This is a genomic window from Streptomyces sp. NPDC092296, from assembly GCF_044755465.1.
Taxonomy (GTDB): domain Bacteria; phylum Actinomycetota; class Actinomycetes; order Streptomycetales; family Streptomycetaceae; genus Peterkaempfera.
This window is the reverse complement of the sequence record NZ_JBIVRB010000002.1, coordinates 235,046-249,189: the sequence shown is the minus strand read 5'-3', so window position 1 is coordinate 249,189 and position 14,144 is coordinate 235,046. Positions and strand designations below refer to the sequence as shown.

At 73.6% G+C, this 14,144-nt stretch carries 13 protein-coding genes; 7 read left to right on the top strand and 6 right to left on the bottom strand.

Annotated features, from left to right (window positions below; translation table 11 throughout):
- The first annotated feature begins 1 nt into the window (after position 1).
- The 3 genes from ACIQGZ_RS08780 to ACIQGZ_RS08770 all read left to right on the top strand — a co-directional run bounded on the left by ACIQGZ_RS08780 (position 2) and on the right by ACIQGZ_RS08770 (position 2,779).
- Positions 2-1,201 (top strand): ATP-binding protein, encoded by a 1,200-nt coding sequence (locus tag ACIQGZ_RS08780; RefSeq protein ID WP_402600256.1) that lies wholly within the window; start codon positions 2-4, stop codon positions 1,199-1,201.
- Positions 1,198-2,229 carry a ParA family protein gene (locus ACIQGZ_RS08775; protein WP_402600254.1) on the top strand — a complete coding sequence of 344 codons (1,032 nt, stop codon included), beginning with the start codon at positions 1,198-1,200 and terminating at the stop codon, positions 2,227-2,229. Before ACIQGZ_RS08780 ends, ACIQGZ_RS08775 begins: the two co-directional genes overlap by 4 nt.
- A 154-nt stretch (positions 2,230-2,383) precedes the next feature.
- Positions 2,384-2,779 (top strand): arsenate reductase family protein, encoded by a 396-nt coding sequence (locus ACIQGZ_RS08770; protein ID WP_402600252.1) that lies wholly within the window; start codon positions 2,384-2,386, stop codon positions 2,777-2,779.
- A gap of 30 nt (positions 2,780-2,809) precedes the next feature.
- On the opposite strand, the gene ACIQGZ_RS08765 is transcribed toward ACIQGZ_RS08770, so the two are convergent.
- From ACIQGZ_RS08765 to ACIQGZ_RS08740, 6 genes are all read right to left on the bottom strand, one after another.
- The gene (locus ACIQGZ_RS08765) at positions 2,810-3,640 is read right to left on the bottom strand and encodes an SDR family NAD(P)-dependent oxidoreductase (RefSeq protein WP_402600250.1); all 831 of its coding nucleotides are present in this window, start codon (positions 3,638-3,640) and stop codon (positions 2,810-2,812) included.
- A gap of 141 nt (positions 3,641-3,781) precedes the next feature.
- Entirely contained in the window at positions 3,782-4,570 is a 789-nt protein-coding gene (locus ACIQGZ_RS08760; RefSeq protein WP_402600248.1) for an SDR family NAD(P)-dependent oxidoreductase, read from the bottom strand.
- Between the two features lie 926 nt (positions 4,571-5,496).
- Positions 5,497-6,426 (bottom strand): hypothetical protein, encoded by a 930-nt coding sequence (locus tag ACIQGZ_RS08755; protein ID WP_402600246.1) that lies wholly within the window; start codon positions 6,424-6,426, stop codon positions 5,497-5,499.
- 51 nt (positions 6,427-6,477) lie between these two features.
- Positions 6,478-6,834: a WXG100 family type VII secretion target gene (locus ACIQGZ_RS08750; RefSeq protein ID WP_402600244.1), complete on the bottom strand. Its 357-nt coding sequence runs from the start codon at positions 6,832-6,834 to the stop codon at positions 6,478-6,480.
- A gap of 81 nt (positions 6,835-6,915) precedes the next feature.
- On the bottom strand, positions 6,916-8,724 hold the full coding sequence (locus ACIQGZ_RS08745; protein WP_402600242.1) for an ABC transporter ATP-binding protein: 1,809 nt from the start codon (positions 8,722-8,724) through the stop codon (positions 6,916-6,918).
- Positions 8,725-8,809: 85 nt separating this feature from the next.
- Positions 8,810-9,604, bottom strand: a complete 795-nt coding sequence (locus ACIQGZ_RS08740; protein WP_402600240.1) for an SDR family NAD(P)-dependent oxidoreductase — start codon at positions 9,602-9,604, stop codon at positions 8,810-8,812.
- A 159-nt stretch (positions 9,605-9,763) separates the two neighbouring features.
- Between ACIQGZ_RS08740 and ACIQGZ_RS08735 the strand changes: the two genes are divergently transcribed.
- The 4 genes from ACIQGZ_RS08735 (at position 9,764) to ACIQGZ_RS08720 (ending at position 14,118) form a co-directional block, all read left to right on the top strand.
- A complete protein-coding gene (locus tag ACIQGZ_RS08735) occupies positions 9,764-10,111 on the top strand; it encodes a VOC family protein (RefSeq protein WP_402600238.1) in 348 nt (115 codons plus the stop codon).
- 120 nt (positions 10,112-10,231) lie between these two features.
- Positions 10,232-10,906 (top strand): CatB-related O-acetyltransferase, encoded by a 675-nt coding sequence (locus ACIQGZ_RS08730; RefSeq protein WP_402600236.1) that lies wholly within the window; start codon positions 10,232-10,234, stop codon positions 10,904-10,906.
- Positions 10,907-10,916: 10 nt separating this feature from the next.
- Positions 10,917-11,765 (top strand): alpha/beta hydrolase family protein, encoded by an 849-nt coding sequence (locus ACIQGZ_RS08725; protein ID WP_402600234.1) that lies wholly within the window; start codon positions 10,917-10,919, stop codon positions 11,763-11,765.
- Between the two features lie 241 nt (positions 11,766-12,006).
- A complete protein-coding gene (locus tag ACIQGZ_RS08720; protein WP_402600232.1) occupies positions 12,007-14,118 on the top strand; it encodes a cellulose binding domain-containing protein in 2,112 nt (703 codons plus the stop codon).
- Positions 14,119-14,144 lie beyond the last annotated feature (26 nt).

Genomic DNA, 14,144 nt, shown 5'->3' with positions numbered 1-14,144 from the left:
AATGGCCGACGTGAGCAACCACGATCTGGCCGAGCTCCTCGGCACCCAGGAGACCCCGGCCCTGGAGTTCAAGAGCACGGCCAAGCGGGAGGGCCGGCGGGGCGACGCCGTCGGCAACGCCGTCTGCGCGATGGCGAACGACCTGGCCGGCCTGGGTGGCGGGGACATCCTGATCGGCGTGGACGACCGGGGGTACCCGGTGGGCGGCGTGGACACCGGCGACCGGGCGCTGCTCGCCCTGACCGACCTGCGGGACGACGGCCGGATTCTGGACCGTCCGTCCTTCACGGTGCGGGCGGCCGTCTACCGGGGTGAGCCGGTGGTGCACATCCACGTCGCGGCCTGCGCCACCCCGCCGGTCCGGTTCGAGGGCGTGGTCTGGGTACGCCCCGGCCCGACCACCCGCCGGGCCACCCGGGACGACGAGCGGGTGCTGGCCGAGCGGCGCCGGGCCGGTGACGGGCCGTTCGACAGCCGTCCGGTGCTCGGCTCGACGCTGGACGATCTGGACCTGGACCTCTTCCGCACGGCCTACCTGCCGTCCATGGTCGACCCCGAGGTGATCGAGGAGAACGGCCGTCCGCCGGGTCAGCAGCTCTCGTCCCTGCATCTGAGCAGCCCCGGCGGGGTGCCCACCGCTCTGGGCCTGCTGGCCGTCGGGCTGGACCCGGGTAGCCGCGTCCCCGGAGCCTATGTGCAGTTCATCCGGTACCAGGGCGGCGACCTCGACGCACCGGTCGCCGACGACCAGGAGCTGCGGCAGAACCTGGTGGGCACGGCGGCCCGACTGGAGGCCGTGCTGCGGGGGCATCTGCACACCCGGCTCGTCGAGGAGGGGTTCCGCGAGACCCAGCATCCGGACTACCCCCTGGAGGCACTGCGCGAGGTCTGCATGAACGCTCTGATGCACCGCAACTACGAGACCTCCTACGCCCCCACCCGCATCGCCTGGTTCGACGACCGGATCGAGGTGACCAACCCCGGTGGCCCCTACGGCCAGGTCCGGGACGACAACTTCGACCGGGTCACCGACTACCGCAACCCCTCGCTCGCCGCCGCCATGAAGGGGCTCGGCTACGTCAACCGGTTCGGGCGCGGCATCGGGCGCATCCAGGCGGCACTGCGGCGCAACGGGAACCCGCCCGCCGAGTTCCAGGTGGACGCGTCCTCGTGGGCGGTCGTCCTGCGGAGGGCGGCATGACGTCGGTCGCGCTCTTCAACAACAAGGGCGGCGTCGGCAAGACGACGCTGACCTACCACCTGGCCCATATGCTCCGGCGGCTCGGGCTGCGGGTGCTCGCCGTCGACCTGGACCCGCAGGCGAACCTGACCGCGATGTGTCTGGACGAGTACGAGATCGAGGAGCTGTGGGAGAACCCCTCGGAGCTGATCGCGCAGGGCGCGGCGCCGAGACGGCCCGCCGGTGGCGGCCGGGTCAGGGCCGGGCAGACGATCGCCGACGCGGTACGGCCGATCCTGGAGGGCACCGGCGACATCGCCCGGGTCGAACCGGCGGCGCTGCAGCCCGGTCTGTGGCTGCTGCCCGGCAGCCTGGATCTGAGCCGGTTCGAGGACAAGCTGTCCAGTGAGTGGTTCAAGACCTTCGCCGGGGATATCGCGGCCATCCGGACCACCACCGCCTTCCACCGGATCGTGGACGCGGCGGCCGACGCGGTGGAAGCCGACATCGTACTGATCGACGTCGGCCCCAACCTCGGGGCCATCAACCGGGCCGCGCTGATCGCGGCTGACACGGTGCTGATGCCGCTGGCCGCCGACCTCTTCTCCCTCAAGGGGCTGAGCAACCTCGGCCCCACCCTGCGGGAGTGGCGCCGGGACTGGCAGCAGCTGGTGCTGCCGCGCATCCCGGCCGGCTTCCCGGCCCCCCGGGCGGACATGCGGCCGATCGGCTATGTGATCATGCAGCCGGAGATGCGCCTCGACCGACCGGTCAAGGCGTACGAGCGGTGGTTGGAGCGCATCCCGGGGGTGTATGCGGCGGCGGTGCTCGGCGGCCGACCCCCGGCTGCGGAGGACGGCGCCCACCGGATCGCCACCCTGCGGAACTACCGCAGCCTGATGCCGCTGTCCCACGACGCCCGCAAGCCCATGTTCGACCTCAAACCGGCTGACGGAGCGCTCGGCAGCACCCAGAAGTACGTGCAGACCTGCTTCCGGGAGTTCCGGGGGCTGGCCGAAGCGGTGCTGGACCGGGTCGACAAGAGCTGAGCTACCGCAGCCGGGGTGCCAGGGGTGAGGTGGGCGCGGAAGGCGCGGGCCACCTGGGCGGGGTCGTCATCGACACGGCCCTCGGGATGACGGCGGCCCGCTCGCGGGAGACCGGGTTTCCGGCGGTGGGCCGGTCCGACCCTAGGCTTGGGCCATGGAGATCTGGCTCAATCCCGCCTGCTCGAAGTGCCGCTCGGCCGTGGAACTGCTCGACGGCGCCGGTGCCGAGTACACCGTCCGCCGCTATCTGGAGGACCCGCCCGGCGCGCCGGAGATCACGGCCGTACTGGAGCGGCTGGGCCTGGAGCCGTGGGAGATCACCCGTACCGGCGAGCCCGTCGCGGCGGAGCTGGGCCTGGCGTCCTGGCCGCGCGGGGCGGCGGACCGGTCGCGGTGGATCGCCGCGCTGGCCGCGCACCCGGCGCTGATCCAGCGGCCGATCATCACCGCCGACGACGGCCGCGCCGTGGTCGGCCGCTCCCCGGAGGCGGTCCGCTCGGTCCTCGCCCCGGCCGCGCCGCAGCCGCAGGCCGGTACCGGCCCCCGGTGACCCCGGGCGGCCGCGCCGGGAGCCCCGCGCTCAGCGGCCCGGCCGGTAGCGGGCGGCCAGTGGGCCGCCCGCAGCGCCTCGGATGCCCAGTTCGGCGGCGGCCAGCAGGTCGACGGCCGCGGCGTCCGCCAGGCCCGGTACGCAGACCGTCTCGCCGGTCCGCAGTGCCGCCAGGGAGGCGGTGACCACGTCCGCCGCGGGCATGCCGCCGTCGGCGTGGACCTGCCCCGGGTCGCCCGCGACGGGCTCCGCACCGGTGGACAGGTGGAATTCGGTGGCGGTCAGCCCCGGGCACAGCGCCTGGACGCGCAGCGGAGTGCCGGCCAGCTCGGCGGCCAGCGTCCGGGTGAAGGTCACCAGGTACCCCTTGGAGCCGCCGTACACGGCCCGCTGCGGCAGCGGGTCGGGGGGCAGCGAACCGGCGAAGGCCAGCAGGGACGCCACATTGACCACCGCGCCCCGGCCCCGGGCCAGCATCCCGGGCAGCGCGGCGCGGGTCAGCAGCGTGGGCGCCATGACGTTCACCGCCAGCACCTTCGCCAGCAGCCCGGCGTCCGTCTCCGCGAACGGTCCATAGCCGCTGATGCCCGCGTTGTTGACCAGCAGGGTGACATCGGCGGCGGCGACCCGCTCGGCCACCCGGTGCAGGTCGTCGGGCCGGGAGAGGTCGGCCACCAGCTCCTCCACCGCCGAGCCGGTCCGCTCCCGCAGCTCCCCGGCCAGTCGGGCCAGCCGGTCGGCCCGCCGGGCGACCAGCACCACCGCGCTGCCGTCCGCCGCGAGCCGCCGGGCGTACTCGGCGCCGATCCCCGATGAGGCCCCGGTCACCACGGCCGTCCCCCGCGACGCGTCCTCCGCCATGCTCCGCACTCCCTCGCTCGCCTTCCCACGGCTGCGGCGGCCCGCGCCGCAGCCGGCGGGCGCCCGGCCCGCCCGCCGATCGTCCCCTGCCCGCCCGCAGCCGGGCGGGCAGGCTCGCCGACGCCCGGCCGGAGCGGCCGGTCAGTGGTCGGCGCTGCCGCCGTCGACGGACCAGGCCACGCCGGTGACGCCCGCCGCACCGGGGGTGGCGAGGAAGAGGGCGACGTCCGCGACCTCTTCGCAGGTGGTGAGGCGGCCGAGCGCGGTCCGCTGGGTGAAGGCGCCGATGAGCTGCTCGTACGAGATGCCGACTGCGGCGGCGGCGTGCGGGCCCTGCTGCTCGATCCAGTCGGTGACCACCATGCCCGGACAGAGGCAGTTGGCCGTGATGCCGAGCGGGCCGACCTCACGGGCCAGGCTCTTGGTGAAGCCGATGACGGCGTGTTTGGCGGCGGCGTAGGCGGCCAGGCCGGGATCGGCGTGCTTGCCCTCGATGGAGGAGACGTTGATGATCCGCCCGCCGTCGGCCCGGACCAGCTCGGGCAGGGCGCGGCGGGTGGTGTAGAACATCGGGTCGAGGTTGGCGGCCAGGGTGTCGTGCCAGTCGGTGTCGCTGAGTTCCGCGACGGTGCCGAATCCGGTGGCGCCGCCGACGTTGTTGACCAGGATGTCCAGTCGGCCGAAGTGGGTGAGGGCGTCCTCGACGGCCCGCTCGGCGTCCGGGCGGCGGGTGGCGTCCGCGCAGACGAAGACGGCACGGTCACCGAGGTCCGCCAGGGCGGCCTGGCCATGGGTCCGGCTGCGGCCGGTGATGACCAGGTCGGCGCCGGCCTGGGCGAGGCGCTTGGCGATGGCGTGGCCGATCCCGCGGGTGCCGCCGGTGACCAGGGCGGTGCGTCCGGTGAGCGGTGTGGTCGTCGGTGGGGTCATGACGGGCCTCCGGTGCGGTCGGTGGTGGTCGGGGCGGGCGGGGCGGGCGGGGCGGGGCCGTCCGACGGCAGGGTGGGCGGCCCGGCGCCGGGCGCAGCTGCTGTACGCGGTGGCCCGCAGCACAGAACGGTTCGTACCGGCAGCCGTTACGCCCGGTCGGCCGGAGCGTTCAGGGATGTCGGCTGCTTTTTCCAGGCAGGGGGAATTCCCCGGGCGGCGCTGGTGGCACTGCCGGGTTCGTAGTGGATGTGCAGGCCGATGACCCGCTGCTGCTGGCCGTAGCACCAGGTCGGGCGGGGTGCCGACCCCACGCGGGGATCGGTCTCGGTTGTACGGCCGTGTGCACCGGCGGGCGAAAACGATCGTGGAGGGACAACCCTGGCGGAATGACTGCGTACGACCCGAGAATAATCCCGGGTCGGGGCGCAGCACCGGAATTACGCTAATCCTCCGAATATGAACAGCCCATGATCAGAAGTGACGCTATTTGCCAGAGCCGTGTCGCTCCCGTCCACCGGGTCCGCCGACGTCGGAGAGAGTCAGCAGTCCCCGAGGGCCGGGCAGATCGGGGCTTCCAGTGCCCGCAGGACGGTGGCGTCCGAGGGCGCCGACCACGGGTTCACCGGGTGGTCCGCCCAGAGGGCGAGTTCGGTCACGCGCGGCCGGTCAGGGACAGGTACTGGTGGAGGGTGTACGAGCCGCCGCCGGACTCCGGGACGGTGACGGTCGCGGCCAGGTCCCGGTCACCGCCGTCGCCCGGTCAGTGGGCCGATGGCGGCCGGCAGGGCGGCGGCCGTGACGAGAGCGGTGGCGCGGGACACGTGGGTGGCTCGTCCTCGGGTGTCGGGTGTCAGGCACTGGTGAACGGCGCTTCGGCGCCGCCGCGCGGTCGGGCGTGCGGTCGGGACGTGCGGTCGGGACGTGCGTCAGTAGCCGTGCGGCGGCCGGTTCGGGTCGGCCTGCTGGACCTGGGCGGCGAGGTTCGAGCCGTCACGGGACACCTGGTACCGGGACATCAGGTAGTTCATGGACGCGGCGCAGTTGGCCACCGGGTCGTAGATGTCGGTCGAGGTGCCGGGCTGGTGGTACGCGGCGAAGGTGCTCGGGATGCACTGCCAGCCGCCGCGCGAGGACTGGGCCGGTGCGTCGTCCGGCATCATCGCGCCGACGGCGTTGCTGTCCGTCTTGTTGACCTGGTAGTTCGGTGAGTTGTAGGCGGACTCGCGGGAGGCGATGGTGAGCATGCCGCGCATCCAGTCCACCCGGGCCTGTGGGTCGGTGATGCCCAGCTCGTCCAGCGCCTGGTCGATGTAGTCCTCGCAGGCCGCCTGGCCGCCCTGCCACGATCCGGCGCCGCCGTAGGTGACCGCCGAGACCGGAATCCTGGCGGCGCTGGTCTCGGTACCGCCGTCGGTCCCGCCGGTCCCGTCGGTGCCGTCCCGGTGGCCCCCGGGCTCTGCGGGCTGCTGGGGTTCGGGGACCGGCGGGGTGGGGCGCTGCTGCCGCTCCAGGTCGTCCGCGATCTTCTTCTCGGTCGCCTCGTACTCGGCCCTGACCGCCTTGATCTTGTCGGCGTCCTGGGTGATCTCCTGGATCAACCGATCCTTGTCCGCCTGGAGGCGTTCGGTCGCCTCCCGGATCTGCCTCACATCGTCGAGTACCTGGAGGGCGATCCCGAACCCGGGTGTCCCGGCGAGCCCGCCCGCCGCGAGGTCGACGGCCGTCGCCCTGGTCAGCGTGGACTGGATCTGCCCGAGCCGCCGGCTCAGCTGCTCAAGCCGTGCGCTGAGCGAACGCCAGTCCTGCTCCATCGTGGCGAGCTCTCGCAGCTGGACTCCGAACTGGTCGCCTGCCATGTCGCGCTGACACCCCCGTGGATCGCGCCGCCGTGGAGAAAGCCCGTGCAATCAGTGGACGTCGGCCAGCCGGTCGACCGACCGGCCCAGCGAGGACAGGTCGTCGGCCAGCCCGTTCAGCTCGCCCGCCCGCCCCTGCGCGCAGCCGACGAAGGCGTCGGACGCCGGGCCGTGCCAAGTGAGGTTCCCCAGCGCGGTGGTGACCTCCTTGGCCAGCCCCTCCACCTGCCGGCTCAGCTCGGCCAGCTCGCTCGCGATCGCGTGCAGGTCGGCCTCGCCGCCGCCGAACATCCGGGTCAGCGCCCAGTGCGCGACCTCGGCCGGGGCCATGACGATGTCCTCGCCGAGCTTGACCGCGTCCCCGGCCGGCCCCTTGGCGTCGTTCCAGGCGCCCCCGATGGAATCCATCACTGCCCCCGTGCCGTGAACGGCCTGATGCCGTGTCACGAGGCTAGCGGACCGGGCTCCGCCCCGGGAGGGCCCGGCCGCTCAGGCGGCCTCGGCGTAGAGGCCGTTCCTGGCGACCAGGGCGGCGTAGCGGCCGCCGAGGGCCATCAGCTCGTCGTGGGTGCCGTGCTCCGCGATCCGGCCGTGGTCCAGGACGACGATCTGGTCGGCGTCGCGGACGGTGGAGAGCCGGTGCGCGATGGTGATGGTGGTGCGGCCGACGGCGAGGGCGTCGACGGCCTGCTGCACGGCCTGCTCGGTCTGGTTGTCCAGCGCGCTGGTGGCCTCGTCCAGGATCAGCACCGGCGGGTTGCGCAGGATGGTGCGGGCGATGGCCAGCCGCTGCTTCTCACCGCCGGAGAAGCGGTAGCCGCGCTCCCCCACCAGGGTGTCGTAGCCGTCCGGCAGCCCGGCGATGTGGTCGTGGATCTGGGCGGCGCGGGCGGCGGCGACCAGCTCGGCGTCGCTGGCGTCGGGCTTGGCGAAGCGCAGGTTGTCCGCGACCGAGGCGTGGAAGAGGTACGTCTCCTGGGAGACCACGCCGACGGCGGCGGCCAGGGTGGCGAAGGACAGCTCCCGGACGTCGGTGCCGTCCAGGGTGACCCGGCCGCCGGTGACGTCGTACAGGCGCGGCACCAGGTAGCTGAGGGTGGTCTTGCCGGAGCCGGTCTCTCCGACCACGGCGAGGCTGCCGCCGGCCGGTACGGACAGCTCGATGCCGGTGAGGGTGGGCCGGGCCGCCGGGTCGTAGCCGAACTCCACGCCCTCGAAGCGGACCTCGCCGCGCACCCGCTCCAGGTGGACCGGGTCGGCGGGCTCCGCGATGTCGACCGGCAGGTCGAGGTATTCGAAGATGCGCTGGAAGAGCGCCAGCGAGGTCTGCACCTGCACGCCGGTGGCCAGCAGGCTGACCGTCGGCCGGAACAGGCCCTGCTGGAGGGAGACGAAGGCGACCAGGGTGCCCAGCGAGACGACCGGGCTGCCGGCGGCGGTGGCCAGTCCGGCCGCCCAGTAGATGACGGCCGGCATGGCGGCCATCACGATCTGGATGGTGGACATCCGCCAGCGCCCGGCCATGCTGGAGCGGACCTCCAGGTCGGCGAGGCTGTCGGACTGCTCGGTGAACTCGCGGGAGAGCGAGTCGGCGCGGCCCATGGTCCGGCCCAGCAGGATGCCGCTGACCGACAGCGACTCCTGGACGGCGGAGGAGAGCACCGCCAGCTGCTGCTGCCGCTGGGTGGTGATCCGCTTGCGCTCGCCGCCGACCCGGCGGCTGATCCAGACGAAGAGCGGGAGCAGCAGCAGCGAGACGACGGTGAGCCGCCAGTCCAGCGCGATCATGGCGACGACGGTGGCGATCACGCCGGTGAGGTTGGAGACCAGCGAGGTGGCGGTGGAGGTGACGGTGGCCTGCATGCCGCCGATGTCGTTGGCGATCCTGGACTGCACCTCGCCGGTGCGGGTGCGGGTGAAGAACGCCAGCGACATCCGCTGGAGGTGGGTGTAGACGGCGGTGCGCAGGTCGTGCATGACCCGCTGGCCGACGGTGGTGGAGATCAGCGTCTGGAGGACGTTGAAGATGCTGTTGACGACGGCGGCGGCGACCATCCCGAGGGCCAGCAGGCTGAGCAGCCCGGTGCGGCCGTGCGGGATGGCCGTGTCCAGCATCTCGCGCAGCAGGAACGGCGAGGCGACCGAGACCACGGAGGAGAGCCCCACCAGCAGTCCGACGGCGGCGAGCCGGCCCCGGTAGGGCCGGAACAGGGCGACGATGCGTCGGACCTGCGCCGGGGGACGCGGCTCGCCGGGGGCGGGCGTGGGCGGGGTCCAGTCGGGTCCCTGGGGTTTCACGGGCGGCTCCTGGGCGTGGGGCTAGGGCGGACTCCGAGCATACCGAGTCTTGCTCATTGTTAGGCAACCTAATATCAGTAGGGGTTCATTCCCGGCCCGCGCTCCCGCCGGCCGACCCGTACTCCCGGGCCGCCCGGGACGACACCGCCCCCAGCGCCCCCGGCGGCACCACCCGGCTGAGGGCGACCACCGCCTGGTAGCGGCGGCTGGGCACCGACAGCGTGCGGCCCCGGGCCAGGTCGCGCAGCCCGTCGCGGACGACCCGGTCCGCCGACAGCCACGCCCAGCCGGGCACGCTGTCGACGCCCATCCCGGCCCGCTGGTGGAACTCGGTACGGGTCAGCCCCGGGCAGAGCGCCAGCAGCCGCACCCCGGACCCGGCCAGGTCGCGCGCCACGCCCTGGGTGAAGCTGACCAGCCACGCCTTGCTGGCCCCGTACGTACCGCGCGGCAGGAACGCCGCCACCGACGCCACATTGACCACCCAGCCCCGGCGCCGCTCCCGCATCCCGGGCAGCGCCGCCATGGTCAGCCGCAGCACCGCCTCCACATGGACCTTGACCATCGCCAGCTCGTCCGCCTGCGGCACATCGAGGAACCGGCCCCGGTGGCCGAACCCGGCGTTGTTCACCAGCACGTCCACCGGCCGCCCGGCGTCGGCCAAGCGCTGCTCGACGGCGGTGATCCCCTCGTCGGTCGCCAGGTCGGCCACCAGCACCTCCACCGCCCGGCCGCGCACCGCCCGCAGCTCCTGCGCGGCCTGCTCCAGCCGCTCGCCGTCCCGGGCCACCAGGACCAGGTCATGCCCGTCGGCAGCCAGCCGCCGGGCGAAGGCGGCGCCGATCCCGGCGGTGGCGCCGGTGATGAGTGAAGTCGTCATGGCCCGACGCTACCCAGGCCGACCGGCCCGGAGGCGCCGACGCACCGCCACCGGACGGCCCCGTGCGGCGGCGGCCGGTCGGGGCGTCCGGGACGCGGCGGGCCGCGCTGCGGCATGATCGGACGGACACCGCCGTCGAACACCCACCGGGAGCCACCGATGTCCGTCCGCCGGGTCGTGCCCGACATCCCGTCCGAGGCCATGGAGGAGAGCCGGGACTTCTACGGCCTGCTGGGGCTCCGGGAGGTCATGGACCAGGGCTGGGTGATGACGCTCGCCTCCCCCGCCAACCCCACCGCGCAGATCACCTTCGTCCGGCGCGACAGCAGCGCACCGGTCACCCCCGACCTGAGCATCGAGGTGGACGACGTGGACGCTGTCCACGCCGCCGTGGCCGCCACCGGCGCGGAGATCGTCCGCGAGCTGCGGGACGAGGAGTGGGGCGTCCGCCGCTTCTTCGTCCGCGACCCCAACGGCCGGGTGGTCAACGTCCTCGGCCACCGCTGAACCCGCCGGCCGACAGCAGCGGCGGCGGCCCCGGCGGCCGGACGGGCCGCGCGCTGCGGCGGCGGTCCGGCGCACGGAAATCCCGGTGCCGCCCGGCGCGGGTGCTGCGACCATGGGGCCATGCCCGTGCCCGCCGACCCGACCGTGGTCCGTCCGATGCCCGACCAGCCCCGGGTGGTGCTGCTCAGACCGCTGGTGACGTCCCCGCTGATCGAGGTCGGGGAGTACTCGTACTACGACGACCCGGACGACCCGACCGCGTTCGAGACCCGCAATGTGCTCTACCACTACGGGCCGGAGAAGCTGGTCATCGGCCGGTTCTGCGCGCTGGGCACCGGGGTGCGGTTCCTGATGAACGGCGCCAACCACCGGATGGACGGCCCGTCCACCTTCCCCTTCCCCCTCCTGGGCGGCTCCTGGGCCGACCACTTCGACCTGCTCACCGACCTGCCGAGCCGGGGGGACACCGTCGTCGGCAATGACGTCTGGTTCGGCCGCGGCGCGACGGTGCTGCCGGGCGTACGGATCGGGCACGGCGCGATCATCGGTGCCGGGGCCGTGGTCACCTCGGACGTGCCCGACTACGGCATCGCCGGCGGCAATCCGGCCCGGCTGATCCGCACCCGCCACAGCGCCGAGGACATCGCCCGGCTGCTGGCGGTGGCCTGGTGGGACTGGCCTGCCGAGCACATCACCGACCAGGTGCGGACGATCATGTCCGGCAGCGTCGCCGAGTTGGAGGCCGCCGCCCCGGCCCGCCGGGGGGCCGCCGGGAATCGAACAGACGAGCCGTAGTATCCGAGCCGTGACCGAACCCGAGATCCGCGAACTGCACGATCCCGAGCGCCGCAGCTGGGACTCCGACGGCCCGCGCCCGGTGCGGGTGTACACCTGGCGGCCGGAGCGGACCACCGCCGGGCCGCCGCCGCTGGTGCTGCTGTCGCACGGCACCGGGGGCAGCGCCCGCGACCTGGGCTGGCTGGCCGAGCCGCTGACCGACGCCGGGTACCTGGTGGCCGGCTGCGACCACCACGGCAACAACTACCTGGACGGCTATCTGCCGGAGGGGTTCACCTGCGGCTGGGAGCGGCCCCGCGACCTGTCCTTCGTACTGGACCGGCTGACCCGGCGCGAGGAGTTCGGCCCGGTGGGCGCGGCCGGGTTCTCGCTGGGCGGCTACACCGCCGCCGCCCTGGTGGGCGCGCGCCTCGCCCCGGAGCGCGTCCGGGCGGTGGGCGAGGGGCGGGTGCCGCTGCCGCCGCTGCCGGAGTTCCCCGACCTGCTGGGCGCCCTGCGGGCCAAGTACGACGACGCGGCGCTGGCGGCGCTGCTCGCCGACTGCGGTGCGGACCGGTCCGACCACCGGGTCCGGGCCGCCTATCTGATCTGCCCCGGGATCGGTGAGCTGGTGGACGAGGCGAGCCTGGCCAGGGTGCACCGCCCGGTCGCCGTCCGCTGGGGCGGCTCGGACGTGCACACCCCGGCCGAGCAGAACGCGCTGCGGTACGCGGAGCACATCCCCGGCGCCGAGCTGCGCCCGGCCGGCGACGAGGTGACGCACTATCAGTTCGTCCGGGACGAGCCGGGTGCGGCGGCCGTCCGGGCGGCGGCCGGCCAGGATGTGCTGGCCTTCTTCCGGCGCCGCCTGGGCTGACCGGTCGGCCGTGCCGGGCCGGGCGGCGGGGGCGGCTGGGGCCGATGGGGATGCGGTGCGGGCCGGGGCGGGCGGGGCCGTTGACACGATGTGTCGGCACTCCCATCATGGGAGCGCTCCCAGCGAGGAGCGCGCACGTCCGCTGTCGCCGCATCGTCGACGCCGAAAGCACTGCCCCACTCCGCCGTGCGCTCCCGACGATGCCCGCCCGGGACCGCGGCCGTCCCAGGAGGAACGCAACGTGCCATCGCTCCACACGACTTCCGGCCGACCCCGCCGGCTCGCCAGAACCGCCGCCGTGGCGGCCGTCCTGGCCGTCCTGCCCTTCGCCGGACCGGCCCTCGCCGCCGACGGCGCCGGCACCGCGCCGCCGGCGGCCGACGCCACCGTCACGGTGAACGCCCGCTCGGGCCTGGGGACGATCGGGGACGCCGCCCGGGGCGTCAACGCGGCCATCTGGGACTCGCACATGAACGACCCCGAGGTCGCCACCCTGATGCAGAGCGCGGGCGTCGGCGCGATGCGCTACCCGGGCGGCTCGTACTCGGACATCTACCACTGGAAGGACCACACCGCCCCCGGCGGCTATGTGGCGCCCGGCACCGGCTTCGACGACTTCATGGGCACCGTGAAGGCCACCGGCGCCCAGCCGGTGATCATCGCCAACTACGGCTCGGGCACCCCCGAGGAGGCGGCCGACTGGGTCCGGTACGCCAATGTCACCAAGAAGTACGGCGCCAAGTACTGGGAGATCGGCAACGAGATCTACGGCAACGGCTACTACGGCTCCGGCTGGGAGACCGACAACCACGCCGACAAGAGCCCGGCGGAGTACGGCAGGCAGGTGCTGGCCTACGCCGCCGCGATGAAGGCCGTCGACCCGACGGTCAAGATCGGCGCGGTGCTGACCATGCCCGGCAACTGGCCGGACGGCGTCATCAACGGCGGCGACATCGGTGACTGGAACCACACGGTGCTCAGCATCGTGGCCCACCACGTCGACTTCGTCAGCGTGCACTGGTACCCCAGCGGCGGCAGCGCCGACGACGCGCTGACCAAGGTCGCCCAGCTCCCCGGTGAGCTGCGCGAGGTCCGCAGCCAGCTCAACCAGTACGCCGGGGCGGACTCCGCCCACATCGGCATCGCGATGACCGAGGTCAACACCAACACCGGCGGCGCCCTGCTGACCGGGCGGCCCAACGGCCTGTTCACCGCGGACGCCATGATGACCGCGCTGGAGAACGGCGTCTTCACCGTCGACTGGTGGGACACCCACAACGGCGCCGGCGACATCCGCACCGTGGACGGCGAGACCGACTACGGCGACATGGGCATGCTGTCCAGCGAGACCTGCACCGGCACGGTCTGCGAACCGGCGGCCAACACGCCGTTCCACCCGTACTACGGGCTGAAGATGCTCACCGCGCTCGGCGCCACCGGTGACACCATGGTCGCCTCCGCCTCCTCCGACCGCCAGGTCTCGGTGCACGCCGTGCAGCGGGCCAACGGCGACCTGAGCGTGCTGCTGGTCAACAAGGACCCGAACGCCGCCCACTCGGTCGACCTGCGCTACAACGGCTTCACCCCGGCGGCCGGCGCCCCGCAGGTGCAGCGGTACGGCCGCGGCGACTCCGACATCACCACCGTGTCCGGCGGCGCCACCGCCTCCGGCCTCACCGTCGAGCCGTACTCGCTGACCACCGTCACCCTGCACCCGAAGTCCGGCACCACCCCCTCGGCCGTGACCGGCACCCCGGGCGCGCCCACCCTCACCGCCGTCACCGACACCACGGCCACCCTGTCCTGGGCGGCCGGCGGCGGCCCGGTGACCCGCTACCAGGTGTACGAGCAGCTGAGCGGCGTCAACGCGCAGCTGCTGGGCGAGTCCTCCGGCACCAGCGTCACGCTGCGCAACCTGCCGCCGGGCAGCACCCACACCGTCAATGTGCTGGCCATGGACTCCGCCGGGCGGCTCTCCCGCCCGTCCGACCCGCTGCTGCTGACCACCGGGACCCCGCAGCACAGCAGCTGCGCCGTCACGTACCACGTGGACAGCGGCTGGGGCAATGGCTTCGTCGCCACGGTCAACGTCACCAACCTGGCCGACACCGCCATCAACGGCTGGAGCCTGGACTTCGACTGGCCGTCGGCCGGCCAGTCGATCGACTCCTCGTGGAACGCCACGGTCACCGCCAGCGGCAGCCATGTGCATGTGACCAGCCCGGCCGGGAACGGCGTCCTGGCCGCGAACGGCGGCTCCACCGCCTCCTTCGGCTTCGTCGGCATCAATGACGGGGCCAACCCGTCGCCCACCGTCTTCCGGCTCAACGGCGCGGTGTGCAGCGGTTCCTGATCCAGCGTCACCCCAGGGGCTCCCGC

Excerpts from the sequence above, each read along its gene's own strand:
- ACIQGZ_RS08770 (WP_402600252.1), top strand. The coding sequence starts at position 2,384 with ATGGAGATCTGGCTCAATCCCGCCTGCTCGAAGTGCCGCTCGGCCGTG.
- ACIQGZ_RS08750 (WP_402600244.1), bottom strand. The coding sequence starts at position 6,834 with ATGGATTCCATCGGGGGCGCCTGGAACGACGCCAAGGGGCCGGCCGGG.
- ACIQGZ_RS08735 (WP_402600238.1), top strand. The coding sequence starts at position 9,764 with ATGTCCGTCCGCCGGGTCGTGCCCGACATCCCGTCCGAGGCCATGGAG.
- ACIQGZ_RS08780 (WP_402600256.1), top strand. The coding sequence starts at position 2 with ATGGCCGACGTGAGCAACCACGATCTGGCCGAGCTCCTCGGCACCCAG.
- ACIQGZ_RS08775 (WP_402600254.1), top strand. The coding sequence starts at position 1,198 with ATGACGTCGGTCGCGCTCTTCAACAACAAGGGCGGCGTCGGCAAGACG.
- ACIQGZ_RS08740 (WP_402600240.1), bottom strand. The coding sequence starts at position 9,604 with ATGACGACTTCACTCATCACCGGCGCCACCGCCGGGATCGGCGCCGCC.
- ACIQGZ_RS08730 (WP_402600236.1), top strand. The coding sequence starts at position 10,232 with ATGCCCGTGCCCGCCGACCCGACCGTGGTCCGTCCGATGCCCGACCAG.
- ACIQGZ_RS08755 (WP_402600246.1), bottom strand. The coding sequence starts at position 6,426 with ATGGCAGGCGACCAGTTCGGAGTCCAGCTGCGAGAGCTCGCCACGATG.
- ACIQGZ_RS08765 (WP_402600250.1), bottom strand. The coding sequence starts at position 3,640 with ATGGCGGAGGACGCGTCGCGGGGGACGGCCGTGGTGACCGGGGCCTCA.
- ACIQGZ_RS08760 (WP_402600248.1), bottom strand. The coding sequence starts at position 4,570 with ATGACCCCACCGACGACCACACCGCTCACCGGACGCACCGCCCTGGTC.